Origin of the sequence: Paenibacillus sp. NPDC057967, from assembly GCF_042887015.1 — a bacterium.
Taxonomy (GTDB): Bacteria; Bacillota; Bacilli; order Paenibacillales; family Paenibacillaceae; genus Pristimantibacillus.
Window position 1 is genome coordinate 334889 of the sequence record NZ_JBHVQB010000001.1, and the last position, 17582, is coordinate 352470.

Here is a 17582-nt window from a genome sequence, read left to right on the forward strand (position 1 = left end):
TCCTATTTCCAGATTCCACCTTGCTCCAGCATAAGAAATACATGCTCCATGTCGCTTGTGGACAAGCCTTCCGCCGAAAAATCGCTTGGCGTATGCACGGCTTCCTTCAAGCTCAGACAATGATTCAGAACATGCCTCAGCATCCTTTCGAAGCTCTCCGCCAATCTCTCCATCTCTTCCGCATCATGCAGCTTGCGATTGTAGCCAATATGGAAGGTCAGCTTCTCATCTGCGACCATCCCGATCACTTCAACAGGCTCGGTTCGCCCGTTGCCGCCACCGATTGCGGCGCCCGTTCCATACGGGGAAGGTCCCAATAGCCCATTGCTGAACTCCTGATCGAATTGTCCCAAATAGTTAAAGCCGATCGCCGGTTGAACCGTTAGCGCGCTCTTCACAGCTTCATCCTTTGCCAAATAGCGTAACGCACTGTACCCGATGCCTTTGTTAGGCACGCTGCGCAGCATCTCCTTGGTTGCCCGAATTTGATGCGATACTTCATCCTTCGCGTGGGCTTCAAGCCTAATCGGATAGATGGAGGTAAACCAGCCTACCGTTCGCGACACGTCCGCATGGCGGCCTATATGCTCCCTTCCATGTCCCTCCATCAGAACGATGCGCTCCTGTATTCCCTTCCATTCTCTCAGTGCCAGACCAAGCGCTGACAGCATCAGCTCTACAGCTTCTGTCCGGTATACCTGATTCGCCCTCCGCAGCAGTTGACTGGTCTCTTCTTCCGACAGACGCACTGCAATTGTGCTTGCATCCTGCTGCAAATCGTCTGCCAGCGGCTGGACGAGTGTCCATTCTGCCTTGCAGATGCGGCTTAATTCCTCCCAATAAGGCAGTTGCATATGAAGCTCGCTGCTATCGGCATATTGCTGCAGCCAGGATGTCCATTGACTGAACGATAGCGTCTTGGCTGGCAGCTCTATGGTCCTTTGCTGAAGAGCATGCTCATATCCCTCGAAGAAATCCTCCATAAGAATGCGCCATGATACCCCGTCAATGAGCAGATGGTGAACCGCCAGCAGCAGATGGTCCCCATCGTCTGTCTGGAAGATCGCGGCGCGGGCAAGCGGTCCTTTGGCAATATCCAATGATCCTTGCAGGTTGCCTGCTTCTTGCTCGATTAACGCCGGAATGTTCTGCCTTCCCCTCAGATTCATAATTGCAAGCTCAATCGCTTCACTATCGGGACTTCGGCTAATTTGCCGCCTAATAGGATCGCCACTGTCCGGATAGACCATTCTTAACGAATCATGATGTTCGGCTAGCTTCCTCAAGACCCTTCTTACAAGCTCCGGCTGCAGAGCTTCCTTGCTATGGAACATAAAGGACTGGTTCCAATGATGACGGTCGCGAAATGGCTTCTCAAAAAACCATCTCTGAATCGGCGACAATACAACCTCCCCGACAACAGGCTCTTGATCGGCCCATGCGCCCACCGGCTTGGCGTAAGGGGCTGCGGCGGCAATCGTCGGGTATTGGAGCAGATCCTTCATCTCCAATTTGTAGCCGGTTCTGTACAAGCGAGACGCGATCTGCATTCCCTTGATGGAATCCCCGCCCCACTCAAAGAAGTGATGATCCGTACCGATTCCCTCAATCCCCAGCACTTCGCTCCAGATTCGAGCAAGCTGCTTCTCCACCTCCGTTACCGGCTCCCGGTACATATGGCCGCTCTCCCGGTTGTCCTTGGATGGCACGGGCAGCTGCTTCTGAGCGACCTTTCCGTTAGGGGACAGCGGGAACTGCTCCATGATCATGATGAATGACGGCAGCATATAACCGGGAAGCACCTTCGCAAGGCGACTTCTGATGTCTTGCTCATCAAGCGGTTCTGCCAATCTCACATAGGCGCATATCTGACGCTGACCGCCTGTTTCGGGCGCTGTTACAATCGCATCCCGAATCTCTGTCATGTCCAGCAGCTTGCTCTGGATCGCCTGCAGCTCGATGCGGTAACCTCTCACTTTCACTTGATCGTCTTCTCTTCCGATATATTCGAGGTTGCCATCAGACAGCCATCTGGCCAGGTCCCCTGTCCTGTACATTCTCTCTCCGGGGCGAAACGGCGAGGGAATAAACTTCTCCTCCGTCAGGTCAAGGCGGGCCTGATAGCCTCGTGCCAGCCCCGGACCCTCCAGAGCGATCTCGCCAACGGCGCCGACCGGAAGCAAGCGGCAATCCTGATCAATAATGCGTACAATGGAGCCAGTAATCGGCTTGCCAATCGGCAGCATGCCGCCGGACTTCAACTGTCGGTAACACGTAGTAACAACACTATTCTCTGTTGGACCATATTCATTGGTCAGCTCGATCATAGAATTTATTTGCTGGCTTTTGGCGATAAGGGCGGCCGTAGTCTTCTCACCTGCCAAGGTAACAACCTGCAAGGTTGCCATATCTTCTGGCGAGCAGTCTTCTAGCAAAGTAAGGTATAAGGAGGGAGTCGTGATGAGGTGCGTGATAGTATCCGCTCGTATCGATTCGCGTATGGACAGTACATCCTTGGCAGCATCCTGCTGCAATATAACTGCAGCTGCGCCCGACAGAAGCGGTGTCCATAAGCTGGCGACAAAACCGTCAAAGGCATATGAAAACAATTGAAGCGCTCTGGCTTCGGAAGACAACTTGTATTCTTCCACTCGCCATGTCAAAGCGTTGCAGATCGAGCCATGCTCGATCATGACCCCTTTGGGCTGTCCGGTAGAGCCCGAGGTATAGATGATATATGCCAAATGCCCGGGAGTGGCCCACTGTGGCAGTTCCGAGGCGTCACGATCATACGTGTAAGGCTCCTCCACATTAAGGCAGGACGGGTATTCGTCTGTTATGGAACCGATATTCGCTTTGTCCGTGATGAGCACTTGCGGCTCACATTCCCTCAATATAAAACGGATATGCTCGTCCGGATATTCAGGATCAATTGGTACGTAGCAGCCCCCCGCTTTCATGACAGCCAGCAAAGCGGCGATCATGAGGGGAGACCGGTTCATCAGCACTGCCGCGCTCCGGTCGGGAGTCATGGCATAATGTTTCCGCAGCGTCCTGGCCAATCGATTCGCCGTTTCATTCAATTCCCTGAATGTCCATCGCTCGTTGCCACAGATAACCGCTTCGTATTCCGGCGTCAATGCCGCTTGCTTCTCGAACAGCCCGTGGAGCGTTGCCGATTGGATGCCCGGTTGGGAGATATGATGAAATTCCGCGATCTTCGCCTCGTCTTGAGGCAGACCTATGCTCATGGCTTCTAGGGGCTGATTCGGGTTATTGAAGGTCTGGTCCACCAGATACAAGAGCTGATCGTGCAGGCGTTCGATGTCACTCTCGGTGAATAGTCCGGTTTTATAATCCACATCCATGCATAACCGATTTTTATCCCGATGATGATTTACCCGAACAAGCAGGTCATTCTCTTCTTCGTCTGGGAAAATATGCGTCAGCTCGTACTTAATGCTATCCGTTTGATAGACACTGCTGGCGCGGTATTCCATGGACACCCGAAACATCGGATCAGGATTAGCGGTTAACCCTCTGACTTCCTGATAGAGAAGATTAAACGGGTACCTCTGATGCTTCGCGATGGTTTTCTTTTTCTCGTCGACCTGCTGCATAAATGCAAGAATGGGCATATGCCGGTCTAAGCGCATACGAAACGGAATGGTGCCTACGAGCATGCCAATAACCGATTTGTCTTCATCGCGCGTACGATTGGCATATAGCGTTCCGAGAATGAGGTCATTCGTTCTCCATAATTTGGACTGCAATAGAAATAGGAGTGAGATAAACATGCTATAGGGGGTAATCTTATGGTTGCTGCAAAACGCCAATATCTCGTTGCTTCTCTCTCTCGATAGCAGTCTGGTGAATCGTGCGCCTGCCGTTGCACCGGAGGATGGCCAATAATGCGGAACTTGCGGGAGGTCCGCGCATTCTGCCAGCCAAAACTGTCGATCCAACTGAAATGTGTCCGATTGCTCATACTGGGCTTCCGCTTTCAGGAACTCGCTGTAGGAAGCTCCGCCTTCCGCTATTGCTCTTCCCTCGGTTAATGCCAGATAAATCTCAATCCAGCGCCTGGCCAACAAGTCGAGAGTGAAGCCGTCACACAGCAAGTGATGCATGAGCATAGAGACAATGCATTCCCGCTCGCTCAGCTTAATGAGTGTGAATGCGTACAGGTCGGCATGCTCGGCATATAGACGCTTGCGTGATTGCTCTTGAATCCAGGTCTCCATATCAAGCTGTGATCCATCCAGCACAGCCAGTGTCGAACCATTGAACGGAACCGCATACTGCTCCGGCTCGTCCTCTCCGTGCTCCGCAATACGAATGCGCAAGATCGGCGTTTGCTCCATCAGCAGCCGGTACGTCTCTTCCATTCGCGAATAATCAATATCACAATCGTTCCATTTCAATTTGATAACGGCGGGCACCGTGCAGATCGGCGTGCCAGGGTGGAGCTTCTCGGTGTACCATACTCTCTTCTGCGCATGCGACAAAGGGTATCGTTTCCATTCCAGCATCGAATTCAAGTCCTCGCTTCCTGTTCTTGAATATTCGTCTGTCAGCTCATGGGGAGGAGCGTGTTGAGGATAAAAAAATAGCAAAGCAAACATTCCAATAATGTTTACTTTGCTAATGCCTCCTGACGGAGTAACACGCAGATTATTATCTTGTATAATTTAGTATACAATTGCCAATTATCGGAATCAATCCTTAAGTTGCCAGACTGCTGACCGAATACTCGTTCAATTCCTGAAGCAGCCGTTCCAGAGCATGGCCCTCCCGCTCCTCAATCTCTGCCATCAGCGAGTCGAACTTCTTCTCAATGAGTGTGAAATCCTCCAGCATAAGCGATTTTAATTGGGCTTGCTTAAGCAGCTCGGAGAGGTGCTTGATGTCCTCGTATTCTTTTTTGCACCATTCATAACCTTTGCCGCTCAAATACCCTCTCTCATGCAACACCTCCATTCGCTGAAGCATGCATTTCTTATGCTCCCAGAGCGCGTACATCGGCCGGATATCTCCCCAATACTCCCCAGTTCCATAGTTCTTTCTCAAATACGAGTAAGTTTCCATGCCATAGACGAGGTCCCTGTGCTCGAATTCTATCATTGCGAACTGCCTGCTGATATTGGGGCTGCCCAGGTAGCTCTCCAGCGAATCCCTGATCAAGGGCACATCCAGCCCCTCTCGGCTTCTTCTTGCATCCGGCATCGGCTTGTAGGAATACAAGTAGAACACGGAGTACCAGCGCTCAACAGGACAATTCCGGTACGCCTGATCCAATTGCTCGAATGATACGGTCTCTGCCCTGAAGAAAGGCGTATAGCCAAGAATATCAAATGTTCTTTGCTCCCTGTCATAACCGAAAATCAAGGTGTCGTGGTAAAAGTGTACCGGTTCGGCGCCGTATTCATCATCTTTCGGCAAGTAGTATTGGTCCAGATGAATGTCGACGTAGTATCCCAAATCAATGCATTGAATGACAAACTCGGTTATGTTGTTCGTCATGCCATTAATCAGATCTTTCTTGATCACCTGCGAGAAGAGCCAAGGATGGATCGGATAAAACGTAAAATCTTTGGCCGGACCCATATAAAAATCGAGGTGGATGCCATTGCCAGACTTGAAATCCTTCGGACAGCACATATGGATGTAATTGCTGTGAAACCAGCCTTTGAAGCAATCATCGGTAGCAAGGATGGACAATATTTTGGCATGCGAGGAGTAGCTGACGATATCAGGCTTGAGGTGGATAGGCAGTTGTTTTTTCATAGACAAGCAATTCCCTCCTATTCGCGAATGACGGATGCTAGGACTGAGCTGTCTGGCTGAAGCCGCATATTTCGGTCAGAACAAAAAGGGCATCAGAAATGAAACCCCGTTTCATCACTGATGCCCTTTCGGTAACACGTTTAAAAGCTAGCGGTGTGCAAAACTATTCAATTTACTTATCTTTACCATAACTAACAACCATAGAGCGCGTCAATCTTGATTTTTAGTAGCACTCTGTCACTGCCGGCTGTCTTTATACCATCACTTTGCAAATATCGTTTGTGAATTCAACAGGATCTTGAATGGTCAAGCCCTCGATCAGCAGCGCTTGATTGTACAGCAATTGAGTATAGAGATTAAATTTCTCTGTATCGTTGCCGTAAGCTCTCTTCAAAGATTGGAACACTTCGTGGTTCACATTGATCTCCAGCACTTTGTCGGCCTTCATGTTGCCGCTGTCCGGCATTGCCTTCAGGATCTTCTCCATCTCGATAGACAGCTCGCCTTCGGAGGACAAGCATACCGGATGGCTCTTCAGGCGCTTCGATGCCTTGACGGAGACAACCTTGCCGCCAAGCTGCGACAGCATGCCTTCGAACAGCTCTTTATTATCGTTCTGTTCCGCTTCGGATTTGTCGTCCTCCGACTCCGAATCGATACCTAAGTCGCCGCTGGATACCGACTTGAATTCCTTCTCCTTATAATTCGCAATGATTTTGATTGCGAACTCGTCGATATCGTCCGTGAAATACAGAATTTCGTAGCCTTTATCCAGTACAAGCTCGATTTGCGGAAGTTTCTCAATCCGGTCAATGGAATCCCCTGCAGCATAATAGATGTACTTCTGATCTTCAGGCATGCGGGAGATGTATTCGTCCAGGCTAACGAGCTTTTTCTCCTTCGAGGAGGTGAAGAGCAGCAGGTCCTGCAGATCGCCTTTGTTCATGCCATAATCGTTGTACACGCCGAACTTCAATTGGCGGCCGAACGCCTGGTAGAACTTCTCGTAGTTGTCGCGCTCATCCTTCAGCATGCTTTGGAGCATGCCTTTAATTTTGTTTTTGATGTTCTTCGCAATCAGCTTAAGCTGACGGTCATGCTGCAGCAGCTCTCTGGAGATGTTCAGCGAGAGATCCTCGGAATCGACCATCCCTTTCACAAAGCTGAAGTAATCCGGCAGCAGGTCCGCACACTTGTCCATAATGAGCACGCCGTTGGAATACAGCTCCAGACCCTTCGCATATTCCTTCGTGTAATAATCAAAAGGCGTGTTCTCCGGAATGTAGAGGATTGCGTTGTAGACAACCGCTCCGTCCGCGCTAATATGAATATGCTTTAGCGGCTTGTCGAAGCCGTAACGCTTCTCGTTGTAGAAAGCGGAGTAGTCTTCCTCTGTCAGCTCGTTTTTGTTGCGGCGCCAGATCGGCACCATGCTGTTCAGCGTCTGCTCCTCAATCACTTCCTCCAGCTCGTCCTCGCTGCCTTCCTTCGGACGCTGGTTCGTAATGTCCATCTTAATCGGATAACGGATAAAGTCAGAGTATTTCTTGATGATCGCGCGCAGGCGATAAGGCTCAAGATACTCGTCATACTGCTCATCTTCCGTATTCTCCTTGATCTTCAGTACGATTTCGGTGCCGACGCTATCCTTCTCTGCTGGGACGATGGTATAGCCGTCTGCTCCCTTCGACGTCCAGCGGTACGCTTCCTCGCTGCCAAGCGCCTTGGACGTAACGATCACCTCGTCGGCGACCATGAACGCGGAATAGAACCCGACTCCGAACTGGCCAATAATGTTATGGCCTTCCTTCGCTTCGTTCTCCTGCTTGAATGCCAGAGATCCGCTCTTGGCGATAACGCCCAGATTGTTCTCCAGATCGGCCTGCGTCATGCCAATGCCTGTGTCGGTGAGCGTCAGTGTACGGTTCGACGAATCGACCGCGACCTTGATGTAGTAATCTTCCTTGTTGAATACGAGGCTGTCATCGGACAATGCCTTGTAATATATTTTGTCGATCGCATCGCTGGCGTTGGAGATCAGCTCCCGCATGAAAATTTCCTTTTGCGTATAAATCGAATTGATCATCATTTCCAACAAGCGTTTGGATTCCGCTTTGAATTGCTTTTTAGCCATAGATAACTTGCTCCTTTCAATCTGTTTGTTAGCACTCCTAATGTCAGAGTGCTAATTCTACCTTTTTATATACCATAACCGGAAAAAAGATGTCAACTTCTCCTGCGTTATTCGTGTTATTTCCTGCAAGCTTTGACAGCCTGTACATATCATATGATACGATAGAGAGGCCGACAAATTGCAACTCGGTTCGACAATCACTAGGCGGCGATCCTACCAAAGACATGGAGTCCGATCATGATAGAATCTTCTATTACCGTTTATATTACGCTCGTCGCCATATCCGGAGTGCTCAGCATCTTTCTATGCCTATATTCGGTGTATAAAAGAAAGGACATCCCGGGCTCCCATTATCTGATTCTGCTGACTGCTTTGCAAGCGGTTTATATTTTCGCCTTTGCCTTCGAGCTTGCCAGCGATACGCTTGAGGAGATCAAGCGCTGGATCATGTTCGAATACATCGGCATCGGCTTTGCCCCCGTTCTTGGGCTGCTGCTCGTATTCCGTTATATCGGTGCGGTTCTGCCCCGTCTTCTGACCTATTCCTTGTTCGTCATACCGGCTGTCACGCTATTCATGATTCCAACCAATGACCGTCACCATCTCTTCTACAAGCTCATCTACCTTCGCGAAAATACGCCAACTCCGATGGCCGATGTTGTCATTGGCGAATGGTATATCGTTCAAGGCGCCTACACCTTCGGCTGCTTGCTTGCAGGCGGACTGCTGCTAATCCGGCAATGGAGGAAAACAAACCGGGCTTATCGCCTTCAGCTCTTCACGCTAATCAGCGGACAATTCGTGCCGATGATAGCTTCTTTCTTGTATTTGATGGGCGTCACGCCGAATGGGATGGACCCTGTTCCGTTCGTGCTTTGCATCACTTCAGCCATGTATATCTGGGCGATGATGTCCACCCATATGCTCCGTATCACCCCCATTGCAAAGGAAAGCTTGTTCGAAAGCATGGCGGAAGGCGTTCTTGTGCTTGACCTGTCGGAAAAGCTGGTCGATTACAACGGTGCGGCGCAGCGGATGCTGCCTCAATTGAAAGCCTCAATGATCGGGGATACCCTAGATGTGCTGTGGAAGAAAATGTGCGGGAGCAAGTTCCCGGTTGCACGGGCAGGCGGCGGCATCCAGGGGCATGTGAAATGGCAGCTCCAGCATGCCAGCTCAGACTACGAGGTTCGCTCATCCGTGATCAAAGGGAAACGGGGCGATAGCGTCGGCAGCCTGCTGATGCTAATCGACGCCACTGAACGATACCGGCTGCAAGAGCAGCTCAAGCAGCAAGCTTATTATGACGGACTAACGGGTATCTATAATCGTGCTCAGTTCATTCGGCGCGCAAGAACAATGCTGGAAACGGCCTATTCTGGGCAACAGCCCATGTCGCTGATCTTGTTCGATATCGATCATTTCAAGCAATTCAACGATACGTACGGACACGATACCGGTGATGCCGTCCTGATCCATGCGGTTACGGCATGCCGCAGCCTGCTGCCCGGGGATGCCTTATTCGGCCGGTACGGCGGAGAAGAATTTGTAGTGGCCGTACCGGGGTATAAAGGTGAAGCAGCGGCACAGCTGGCAAATCAACTCCGAGAAGCGTTGCCGGCTGCGCCGCTAGCCTCTGTACATGGGCCGCTGACCGTTACGGCCAGCTTCGGCGTCACATCGGGTCACGGCCAATACGTCCTGGAGGCGATGCTCAGAGAAGCGGATGAAGCGTTGTATGAAGCCAAGCGGAGCGGCAGAAATACAGTTCATACAGCCATTCGCTCCCTTGCGCCTAAATCCCGGCCTATCTCTTCTTAAAGGCAGCACGGTCTCGCTTTAATGAATATGCTTCTGTATAAAACCAATTACCGCGCGGTCATAGGTTTCTGGATCGGTATGTCTCGCCAGCCCATGACCTGCTCCCGGAATAATAAGCAGCTCCTTCTGCTCCGGGCCTTGTTCGTACAGCTCATTCACCATAGCTGTCGGTACGAACAGGTCCGTATCTCCGTGGATGAACAGAATGGGGGTCTTCGACTTCTTCACTTGCATGAGCGCAGACGCTTCGCTGAAGCTGTAGCCTGCTCTCCATTTGGTCACCAGGCTCGTCGTCTGAAGCAGCGGGAAGGACGGGAGCTTGTACATTCTTTTTAGCTGATAGGCGAGCTGCTCCTTCGCTGATGTGTACCCGCAATCCTCAATAATTGCTTTCACCTGGGGAGGCAAAGACTCGCCGCTTGTCATCATGACCGTCGCCCCTCCCATGGACACGCCATGCAAAATGATCTGCGATTGCCCGCCGTTGTTCTCGATAACCCTCCTGATCCAGCCCACATAATCCCTGCGCTCCGGCCAGCCAAAGCCGATATACCGGCCACCGCTGCGCCCATGCCCTCTGGCATCCGGCAACAATACATTATAGCCCAGCTTCTCACTGTACATCTGCGCAAAGTTGGTCATCAAAGCCGCATGACCCGAATAGCCGTGAGCGATAATGACCGTTATGTCGGAGGGCTGATTCGCCTCCAAATAATAGGCATGCAAGCGCAGGCCATCCTCGGAGTCCATGCTCCAGTCTTCGAACAGTTGAGCTTCCCACCATTGGTCGTTGCGTTCGTAAGGATTCTCAGCGCTTGCCCCGACTTCGAGATCAGGATTGCCGTTCAAGAAGCTTTTGTCGGCACGCGCGATGGCTACGTTATAGAAATAGAAGCTGGCCCCAATGATGCCAGCAGCCAATACAAATAAGATAATTGTGATGAACATCTGCAACACCTTTCTGGACAAGGTAGTCGATATGCTTGCCAACATTATCATAAAGAAAAAACGGACCGCATAGCAAGCTGAGTAAGCATGCCATACAGTCCGACGAAAGGTACCTGTCGTGTGCTCCGTTAGTGTGAGTATCTGGAGATGACTTGATCCAGCAGCGATGCGACATGCTGCGGACCGCGCTGAGCATCAGCATTCGTAACGGTTACCCGCACGAAGCTTTCATCCCTGTCCATAGCTTCTGCGAACATGCCGAACAAGCTTGTCGCTCTCCGGTCAATCTGAAGCAGCAGCTCCAGCTCCGATGGTTGATTGCGCAGGAATACGACTTCGAGCTCATCCAACCTGCCCCGATAAGCACCGGAATAAGGCACCCATTCGAACTCTTGAACGAACGGCGAATGTGGGCCGCCAAGCCGAGGGGCATACAGTGTCTCCGCTTCGCGCATACGGAATCCAAGCAGCTCAATCGCCTGCATGACCGCACGCATAGCGGGAGTAGGTACGACCTCAATCCGGTCATTGTCCGTGGGATCTACCGACGAGCGGATATCCGCCGTGGTCTTGATCCACACCGACGATCTGCCGATCGTAAGCGGCGTATTCGGGGCCAGATAAAACGAGAACGGCAGCTCAAGCGCTGTGTTCGGCTGCACATCAATCGGCGGCGTCACACGCACCGTTCCGAGCTGAACGTTTTGCGGAATCTTGCTGTCGTTTACTTCTTTTAAATACGTGGTCATAATGGTCAAGTCGATGCCTTCGATCCGTTGCACCACTGCGCCTCCCTGAATTCGAACAACTCCCCGGATTTCTTCTCCAGGATAATAAGTCGTCTTCTCCAGAAGCGTATCAAGCTTTGCAGAACCGATCCCTACACTTGCCATCATTCGATTAAACAACGACATTCCGCACACCCCATCATTCATCATTATGATATCGATGTCAGAGCTTCCCCCAACTTCTCTATCATAGCAAATTTTATGAGGAATGGAATGCTTTGAGACTACTGGATTGGGGGTCCGTTAGAGCAAGCCCGCTTCCATCTCGTCAAGCTTCTCGCATATTTCGTTATGCCATACCATATCGCCTTGCTCATACGCTACGAATGCCAGTGATTTCAAGGAATCGAGCTTCCGTACCAGCTCCAGATTGACCGTTAGACAATGGGCTAATTCCTGCTTCTCCACAGCTGAAAGGCGATCATAATTGCCCCCTATCGACTTCGCCTTCATGGTTAATTCCGCAAGCCTGCGGTGTGCCGAGTGAATACCAATCATATTTCACACCCTACCTTCATACCGGATTACCTGCCAATACTATCAGGATAGCCCGTCTTGCGATGTTCATTCATGGTTAGGCATATATTCTGGAACATTTTTATAGAATCTAGCATCATCGCCGGACGCTAGCCGGGATCGCCCGAGCCGGAAACCGCCCTCTTCTCCACCATATTGAACGTATCGTTCGCACAAGAAGGGCAGCCCTCATTCTTCAACTGCTCAATCGTCGCGATCTCTCCTTTGATGCCTACGAAGATATGCCGCGAGCATTGCTTGCATCGATAGGTACGCAGTGTCTGCCTGACTTCACCGGTATATAAGGCATCGGTGAAAGCCCCGCTATGCTCCGGCTCCGTCTGGTCTGTCGTGCGAAGTATGAACATTTGGCTGCGATTCGCAATCATCTCAGCAGCTTCATATTCGTTGAAGTGAGGAAAGCTCGCGCTTACCGTCAGTCCCATCCGGACAAATTCCCGCTGCATCGCCAGCATGAAAGCAGGTGATTTATGCGCAAAAGACAGGAAGATCGGCAGCCCCTTCAATCGCTTCATCGCTTGAATACCGCGCGATATGAACAAGCTCATGCCCTGCAATGTATAGGGAGGATCAGTAAAGAATCCATCGTATTGACCGCATAGCGTGAGCGGAAGCGGCTCCCTGAAATCGATGCGATGACAGCGAATAGGCAAATCATATTCCTTCGCTACATCTTCAATGTATCGGATAAATCGCTCATCGATGTCCATCACATCTATTCGCGTCGCCGTATGCCCGCCGTTCGGGAACAGCTTCTTAAGCAGCAAACCGATCGACACGCTCACCAGATCATCGTCCCCTACACATAGTATCCGCTTGCCGATCAGCGCATGCTGCTGGAGACAAAGAATGGCCCGGCGCAGACTGGTCTCCGGCGTACACTTGGATTGATCAATGCGCACATCAACGGATGGACGGAGCGGGAACAGGGTCTTCAGCTTTTTTAGAATAACGCTCAGTTCATCATCCCATTCATTTGATTGAAACAAAGCTTGATGGAATGAGCGGTCGAGACCGCGGTATCCCCACTCTTCCTCGATCCAAGCAGCACCCTCAGACGTACATCGAACGCCCTGCTCCTGAATCAGCGCTCCCGCATTGATCAGCTCCCGCTTAACGGCGGCAGTAACCGGGACGGGGAGCAGTGTCCTTCTAGCCAGCTCCTTGGTCGATATGCCTGGCTGCAAATAGGATTCTAACAGCAGTTGTTCAATGACCTGCGTCCCTTCTTGCAATGTCATCTGCTCGTTCACTTGTTCCACGTAGTTCTTCAATCACTTCATCCTCCTGACTCGTATATAAAGATGGTTGTTCTCCGCTTCGGTCTTATCCGCACAATTAACACTGACATGTCATCACTCCTAATTTTTTTGTGTGAAACGCAAAAAGGGCAGAGATGAACATACGTCATCCCTGCCCTATCTTGCAGATGCCTAATAACTCGCCATAGACGCAAAAAATCCGCACTGAACACAGTACGGATAAAGGCGCAATGGTATAGGCGTCCCCTAAGGTTAGATTAATCCGTTGTTCTTAACTAATTCCGAAGCATCCCATTGGCCATCAAGAAACAAACCACCCTCAACTGAGCGCATGGTTCATAGCCTGCCGAATACCTCTAATATGGAATTTGATTAGTTAAGAACGACCTGATTCATAAACTCTCTCCTTAATGGGAATTAGCTTTATGTTATCTTATTTGGGTTGGCGGAGTCAAATTCGAACAAATGAGGTTAATCAATTTGATTCTGACGATTGTTGTCATTATTTGTTCTAAAATATCAAATATTCTATTTCAACCATCTAGTCACTTATTTGGTTCTATGGTACTATATAGAAAAATATCGAGGAGGATTACAAATGTTGATAGCTATTATTATTTTGGCAGCTATTATTTTCCTTATTGTCTCTCTAGTCAATACGAGGAAAAAGGCAAAAAAACGCAGCGAAGAACTCGGAGTAAAGGTCTCCGTAGCACTTCAGCATGTTGAGGGACTTCCCATTGCACTTGGAACACTATCCAATTTGCTTGCTTGCCAAAATAAATTGGTTATCGACTCCAAGAAGCTATCGTTCGATGTTCCTTACGATAGAGTCATTAAGTACAGCACCCAGAATGTTTCCGGAGGTGCCTCAAAAATCAAGTCTCCTCTATTTGTCGTTCACTATTATGATAAGAGCGGCGCACAACAGTCAATTACCTTCACAAGTACCATGTTTGATTTGAATAAATTCGTCATTGATTTTACAAAAGCATTGAATCGCCCGGAGAATAGCCTTGAGGTTGGAGAGAGCGGAACCGTTTCTTTGTAAGATGACATCACTAATTCTACATAAATATAGAAGGAAGCCTCCTATAATTAGGGGGCTTCCTTTCTTTAGTAATGGAATATTGGTATTGTTTCAATCATTAAATTAAGGCATTATGACTTCGCGCGGTCTTTTGCTGTATGAGATGTAGGCCAGCCCTAACACTTGGGCAAAGAATACGTAGATCGAAGCATCTATCCGATTAATAACAAATATAAGTACAGGTGAAAAAATAATAAGTGCAATGGCAGACCATCGTATCGCTCCTTGCTTGCCTAACTCTCGTTTTACCATAAAGGACACTATACTTACAGCAATCGTTGCAGCAATAAATATCGTAACGCCCAATAACACCAAATTCATCTTAAGCCATAGAGTTGATCCCATTTGTACAAGGCTGAAGACCATAAAGATGAACATAATCATTATAGCTAACAAAATGATGGGCCAGATTGGCGCATACAATCTCTGAATATAATGCAGCCATTCGCTATTGTCCTTGTTCTCATTTAATTTCTCCAGTTGCCTCGTCAGCTTATCTACCTCAGTCATGACTAAAGCGTGCAAGGAATATAGCAATGACCGGTCGAATTGCTTATAGTAATCTCGAATAATGGTGCGATGTGTTTTTGTCAAATATGGCCCGCATTCTCCAAGAAGTACATACATTTGCCGTTTACTATCCTCGTTATTTAGATGAAGCACACTTGCGATGCTTAGCTCAAGCTTCGTAAATAAGGTTTGTTTCAGTTGAGCGATCGTCAACTTATCCTGCTGCTCACGATCGATCATGCCTTTAAACTGTCTATACATCCACACTAATATCGTGCCAATGATGGATATGAGAAGTGCTTCTGTTGTATTAGCTTTAAAAAATGCAGCCACTTCAGCCCACATATTATGCCCCGCTCCTAGTCCTATGAAATGTCTAGTTCTTAGGACTTATTCGCCAGAAAAGAGGATAGCCCCTTCTTTTTGTTAATATTCTCCTCCATTAGCCATCTCAATACTTTTTTACTCGCATAAAAAAACCTCCCTTGTTAAGAGAGGTTCATCCGTTTGCCTTATCATGTCACCGAAATAGCTAATACGTCTCATACACAAGAGTACGGTCTAATTCCAACGCCGCTGAAAAAAGCGCGTATATATAAAGATGACCAGCTGGCGTCTCTCCCGCATCGTAACCTAACCGAAAGGCTCCGTCCCTATCAAATTCGAGTGCCGACAGCACCAGCTCATTCACATCCTCGTCCGGATGCGTTCGGGCAATCAGTTCCAATGCTTGCTCGATCAGTTCGTCCTTGCGCTTCCATGCCCCCCTAATCATCGGCGACAGCTGCTCCATATCAGCGTGGGTTGAAGCACCGACAGATGCGGCAAGCTCGTTGTCCCTGTATACCAATGTGGCAGAATAAGAGGAGAAGGAGTTGTTGTAGATAAACGTCCCCACATCCTCTATCGAATAGTCCGGTTCGATCATCAAATTATTAGAGGAATCCACTTTCACAAGCTTAGCGTTATCACTCGTATCCAGCATCGATAATTTGTTTTCAGAGCAATACAGCTCTATTAACTGAGCATTCTGGCTGATGTCCAGGCTCATAATATGATTATTAAAGCATCTAAGACTCTCTAATGCGATAAGCGGCGCAACATCTAATTGTGCGAGATGATTGTGGTTGCATCGTAACTCCCTCAGAACCTGGCAATTTCCTATATTTAATGTGCTCAAATAATTATTTCCGCAATCGAGTCGGGCAAGCCCTTTGTTCTGATCCAGATCCAGCGCGAACAAAGAATTATAGCCGCAATTAAGCTCCTTCAACTGTTCGTTCCGGTCTAGCTTCAGCTCCGACAGGATGTTCCAGTAGCAATGCAGCTTCGTAAGCTTGGGATTATCGCTGACATTCAATCCACGAATTCGGTTAAAGCCGCAATCCAGCACTTCCAGCTCTGGAAGATGGGTGAGATCCAATTCATGAATTTCATTGTTGTTGCAATTGAGTTCCTTCAGCAATCCATTATGGCTTAGATCAAGTTCCCTCAGCAGATTATATGAACAATCCAATTGCTCCAGCGACACAAAATGCTCGATCCCTCGTAAACTGGAGAACTTGTGATTCTGAATCTGGAGCGACAAGATATCCTCTACATCTCCACGGTCAATGCGACCTCGACCTCCCGAGAAATTGTCCAGGACGTAGCTTCTAAACCCTTCATCTATGAAATCCTGCGTAATGTCCATTTCCACGCCTCCCTTAGCAAGCAGTTGCTATGTTAGGCTTATTATAGCTTCCATCCCCGTCAGGGTCAGCGGTCTTATGACCTTATTGCATGGTGAAAGATGGGAAAATAGACTTAGTTTTCACTGTTTTATGCTTCTTTGCGCCCGCGCTGCAATTCGCTTGGTCGATGTCCCATCAGATATCGTCAGCCATGTCTCGCATAGGCTAGCCACCCATTCCGGTCTGGACTTCGCGGCATCATTCAACCAATTGGCAACGGAATCCTGAACATACTTGGACGGGTCAGATTTCAGCGGTTCAAGCAAGGGCAGCCCCAATTCAGGATTCTCCTTCAGCTTCGTAATATGTTTGGCCCACACACCTCGCGGTCTAGTCGCTTCCACAGCAAAACGTCGCACATTGGCATCTTCTTCATCGACCCATTCACTCAATACTTGTATAGACAGCAACAGTTCTTGCGAGACATCTTCTCGGATCGCCATCCATGCTATTTCGCGCACGCCAAAATGGCCGTCGGCAGCAAAGCGGCGAATAAGCGCCAGCTTTTGTTCCAGCCCCAGTTCCTCTAGTCCAATGATGTATGCTGCCCAGCAACGCACACTGTCTGACGGATGCGCAGCCAATCGTTCGAATATCTCATTTTGCCCATATTCCTTCTGCTGACGGACCATACCAAGCCATTCGCCCGCTACAGCGGGAATGACTTTCATGACAGGCTGCCCCTTTATTCGCTCCAGAGCGGATAGCATGGCAGTGGTGTGTTGTTGTAAGCCAAGCTCCATCAGAACGTTTCTTAGCAGCTTTATATGATCGACCGCTAGCCATTCGGTTAAATTAACGGTTTCCATTTTCCCGCTGTTCAATAAATCGAGTACTTCAGTTACGATTTCACTTGCTCTGCGCGGCCCTTTTCGGTTGGCAATAGCCTCCGGTATTAAGTTTGCTTCCACCTATTCGCAACCTCCATTATGACTTTCCTTCATCATAGGGTCTGTGCGAAGAGAAAAGCTG

12 protein-coding genes are annotated in these 17582 nt (G+C 49.2%); 2 read left to right on the forward strand and 10 right to left on the reverse strand.

The genetic code is table 11. From position 1 onward, the window contains the following. Positions 1–2: 2 nt before the first annotated feature. The 3 genes from ACFVSO_RS01450 to htpG form a co-directional block, all read right to left on the reverse strand. Complete coding sequence (locus ACFVSO_RS01450) at positions 3–4532, reverse strand: amino acid adenylation domain-containing protein (protein ID WP_387470518.1); 4530 nt, start codon at positions 4530–4532, stop codon at positions 3–5. Between the two features lie 193 nt (positions 4533–4725). Further along, positions 4726–5793 (reverse strand): hypothetical protein, encoded by a 1068-nt coding sequence (locus tag ACFVSO_RS01455; protein WP_387469341.1) that lies wholly within the window; start codon positions 5791–5793, stop codon positions 4726–4728. Between the two features lie 247 nt (positions 5794–6040). Next, on the reverse strand, positions 6041–7921 hold the full coding sequence (gene htpG, locus ACFVSO_RS01460; RefSeq protein WP_387469343.1) for a molecular chaperone HtpG: 1881 nt from the start codon (positions 7919–7921) through the stop codon (positions 6041–6043). Between the two features lie 237 nt (positions 7922–8158). Between htpG and ACFVSO_RS01465 the strand changes: the two genes are divergently transcribed. Then, positions 8159–9742, forward strand: coding sequence for a histidine kinase N-terminal 7TM domain-containing diguanylate cyclase (locus tag ACFVSO_RS01465; RefSeq protein WP_387469345.1), 1584 nt, complete (start codon positions 8159–8161; stop codon positions 9740–9742). An 18-nt stretch (positions 9743–9760) separates the two neighbouring features. Here ACFVSO_RS01465 and ACFVSO_RS01470 read toward each other — a convergent pair whose 3' ends face one another. The 4 genes from ACFVSO_RS01470 to ACFVSO_RS01485 form a co-directional block, all read right to left on the reverse strand. Further along, positions 9761–10690, reverse strand: a complete 930-nt coding sequence (locus tag ACFVSO_RS01470) for an alpha/beta hydrolase (protein WP_387469347.1) — start codon at positions 10688–10690, stop codon at positions 9761–9763. 128 nt (positions 10691–10818) lie between these two features. Next, the gene (locus ACFVSO_RS01475) at positions 10819–11604 is read right to left on the reverse strand and encodes a sporulation protein (protein WP_387469350.1); all 786 of its coding nucleotides are present in this window, start codon (positions 11602–11604) and stop codon (positions 10819–10821) included. A 117-nt stretch (positions 11605–11721) separates the two neighbouring features. Continuing rightward, positions 11722–11976 (reverse strand): DUF7667 family protein, encoded by a 255-nt coding sequence (locus ACFVSO_RS01480; RefSeq protein ID WP_387469352.1) that lies wholly within the window; start codon positions 11974–11976, stop codon positions 11722–11724. Positions 11977–12104: 128 nt separating this feature from the next. Continuing rightward, entirely contained in the window at positions 12105–13289 is a 1185-nt protein-coding gene (locus tag ACFVSO_RS01485) for a bis-aminopropyl spermidine synthase family protein (protein ID WP_387469354.1), read from the reverse strand. Positions 13290–13875: 586 nt separating this feature from the next. Between ACFVSO_RS01485 and ACFVSO_RS01490 the strand changes: the two genes are divergently transcribed. Continuing rightward, positions 13876–14328 (forward strand): hypothetical protein, encoded by a 453-nt coding sequence (locus ACFVSO_RS01490; RefSeq protein ID WP_387469356.1) that lies wholly within the window; start codon positions 13876–13878, stop codon positions 14326–14328. Positions 14329–14430: 102 nt separating this feature from the next. Here ACFVSO_RS01490 and ACFVSO_RS01495 read toward each other — a convergent pair whose 3' ends face one another. The 3 genes from ACFVSO_RS01495 to ACFVSO_RS01505 all read right to left on the reverse strand — a co-directional run bounded on the left by ACFVSO_RS01495 (position 14431) and on the right by ACFVSO_RS01505 (position 17494). Next, complete coding sequence (locus ACFVSO_RS01495; RefSeq protein ID WP_387469358.1) at positions 14431–15222, reverse strand: hypothetical protein; 792 nt, start codon at positions 15220–15222, stop codon at positions 14431–14433. A 187-nt stretch (positions 15223–15409) separates the two neighbouring features. Continuing rightward, the gene (locus ACFVSO_RS01500) at positions 15410–16570 is read right to left on the reverse strand and encodes a leucine-rich repeat domain-containing protein (protein ID WP_387469361.1); all 1161 of its coding nucleotides are present in this window, start codon (positions 16568–16570) and stop codon (positions 15410–15412) included. A gap of 120 nt (positions 16571–16690) precedes the next feature. Then, the gene (locus tag ACFVSO_RS01505; protein ID WP_387470520.1) at positions 16691–17494 is read right to left on the reverse strand and encodes a DNA alkylation repair protein; all 804 of its coding nucleotides are present in this window, start codon (positions 17492–17494) and stop codon (positions 16691–16693) included. Positions 17495–17582: the final 88 nt, after the last annotated feature.

Bases quoted from the DNA above. Each gene is read 5' to 3' on its own strand.
- htpG (WP_387469343.1), bottom strand. From the start codon at position 7,921: ATGGCTAAAAAGCAATTCAAAGCGGAATCCAAACGCTTGTTGGAAATG.
- ACFVSO_RS01465 (WP_387469345.1), top strand. From the start codon at position 8,159: ATGATAGAATCTTCTATTACCGTTTATATTACGCTCGTCGCCATATCC.
- ACFVSO_RS01470 (WP_387469347.1), bottom strand. From the start codon at position 10,690: ATGTTCATCACAATTATCTTATTTGTATTGGCTGCTGGCATCATTGGG.
- ACFVSO_RS01500 (WP_387469361.1), bottom strand. From the start codon at position 16,570: ATGGACATTACGCAGGATTTCATAGATGAAGGGTTTAGAAGCTACGTC.
- ACFVSO_RS01480 (WP_387469352.1), bottom strand. From the start codon at position 11,976: ATGATTGGTATTCACTCGGCACACCGCAGGCTTGCGGAATTAACCATG.
- ACFVSO_RS01495 (WP_387469358.1), bottom strand. From the start codon at position 15,222: ATGTGGGCTGAAGTGGCTGCATTTTTTAAAGCTAATACAACAGAAGCA.
- ACFVSO_RS01490 (WP_387469356.1), top strand. From the start codon at position 13,876: ATGTTGATAGCTATTATTATTTTGGCAGCTATTATTTTCCTTATTGTC.
- ACFVSO_RS01475 (WP_387469350.1), bottom strand. From the start codon at position 11,604: ATGTCGTTGTTTAATCGAATGATGGCAAGTGTAGGGATCGGTTCTGCA.
- ACFVSO_RS01450 (WP_387470518.1), bottom strand. From the start codon at position 4,532: ATGCTGGAATGGAAACGATACCCTTTGTCGCATGCGCAGAAGAGAGTA.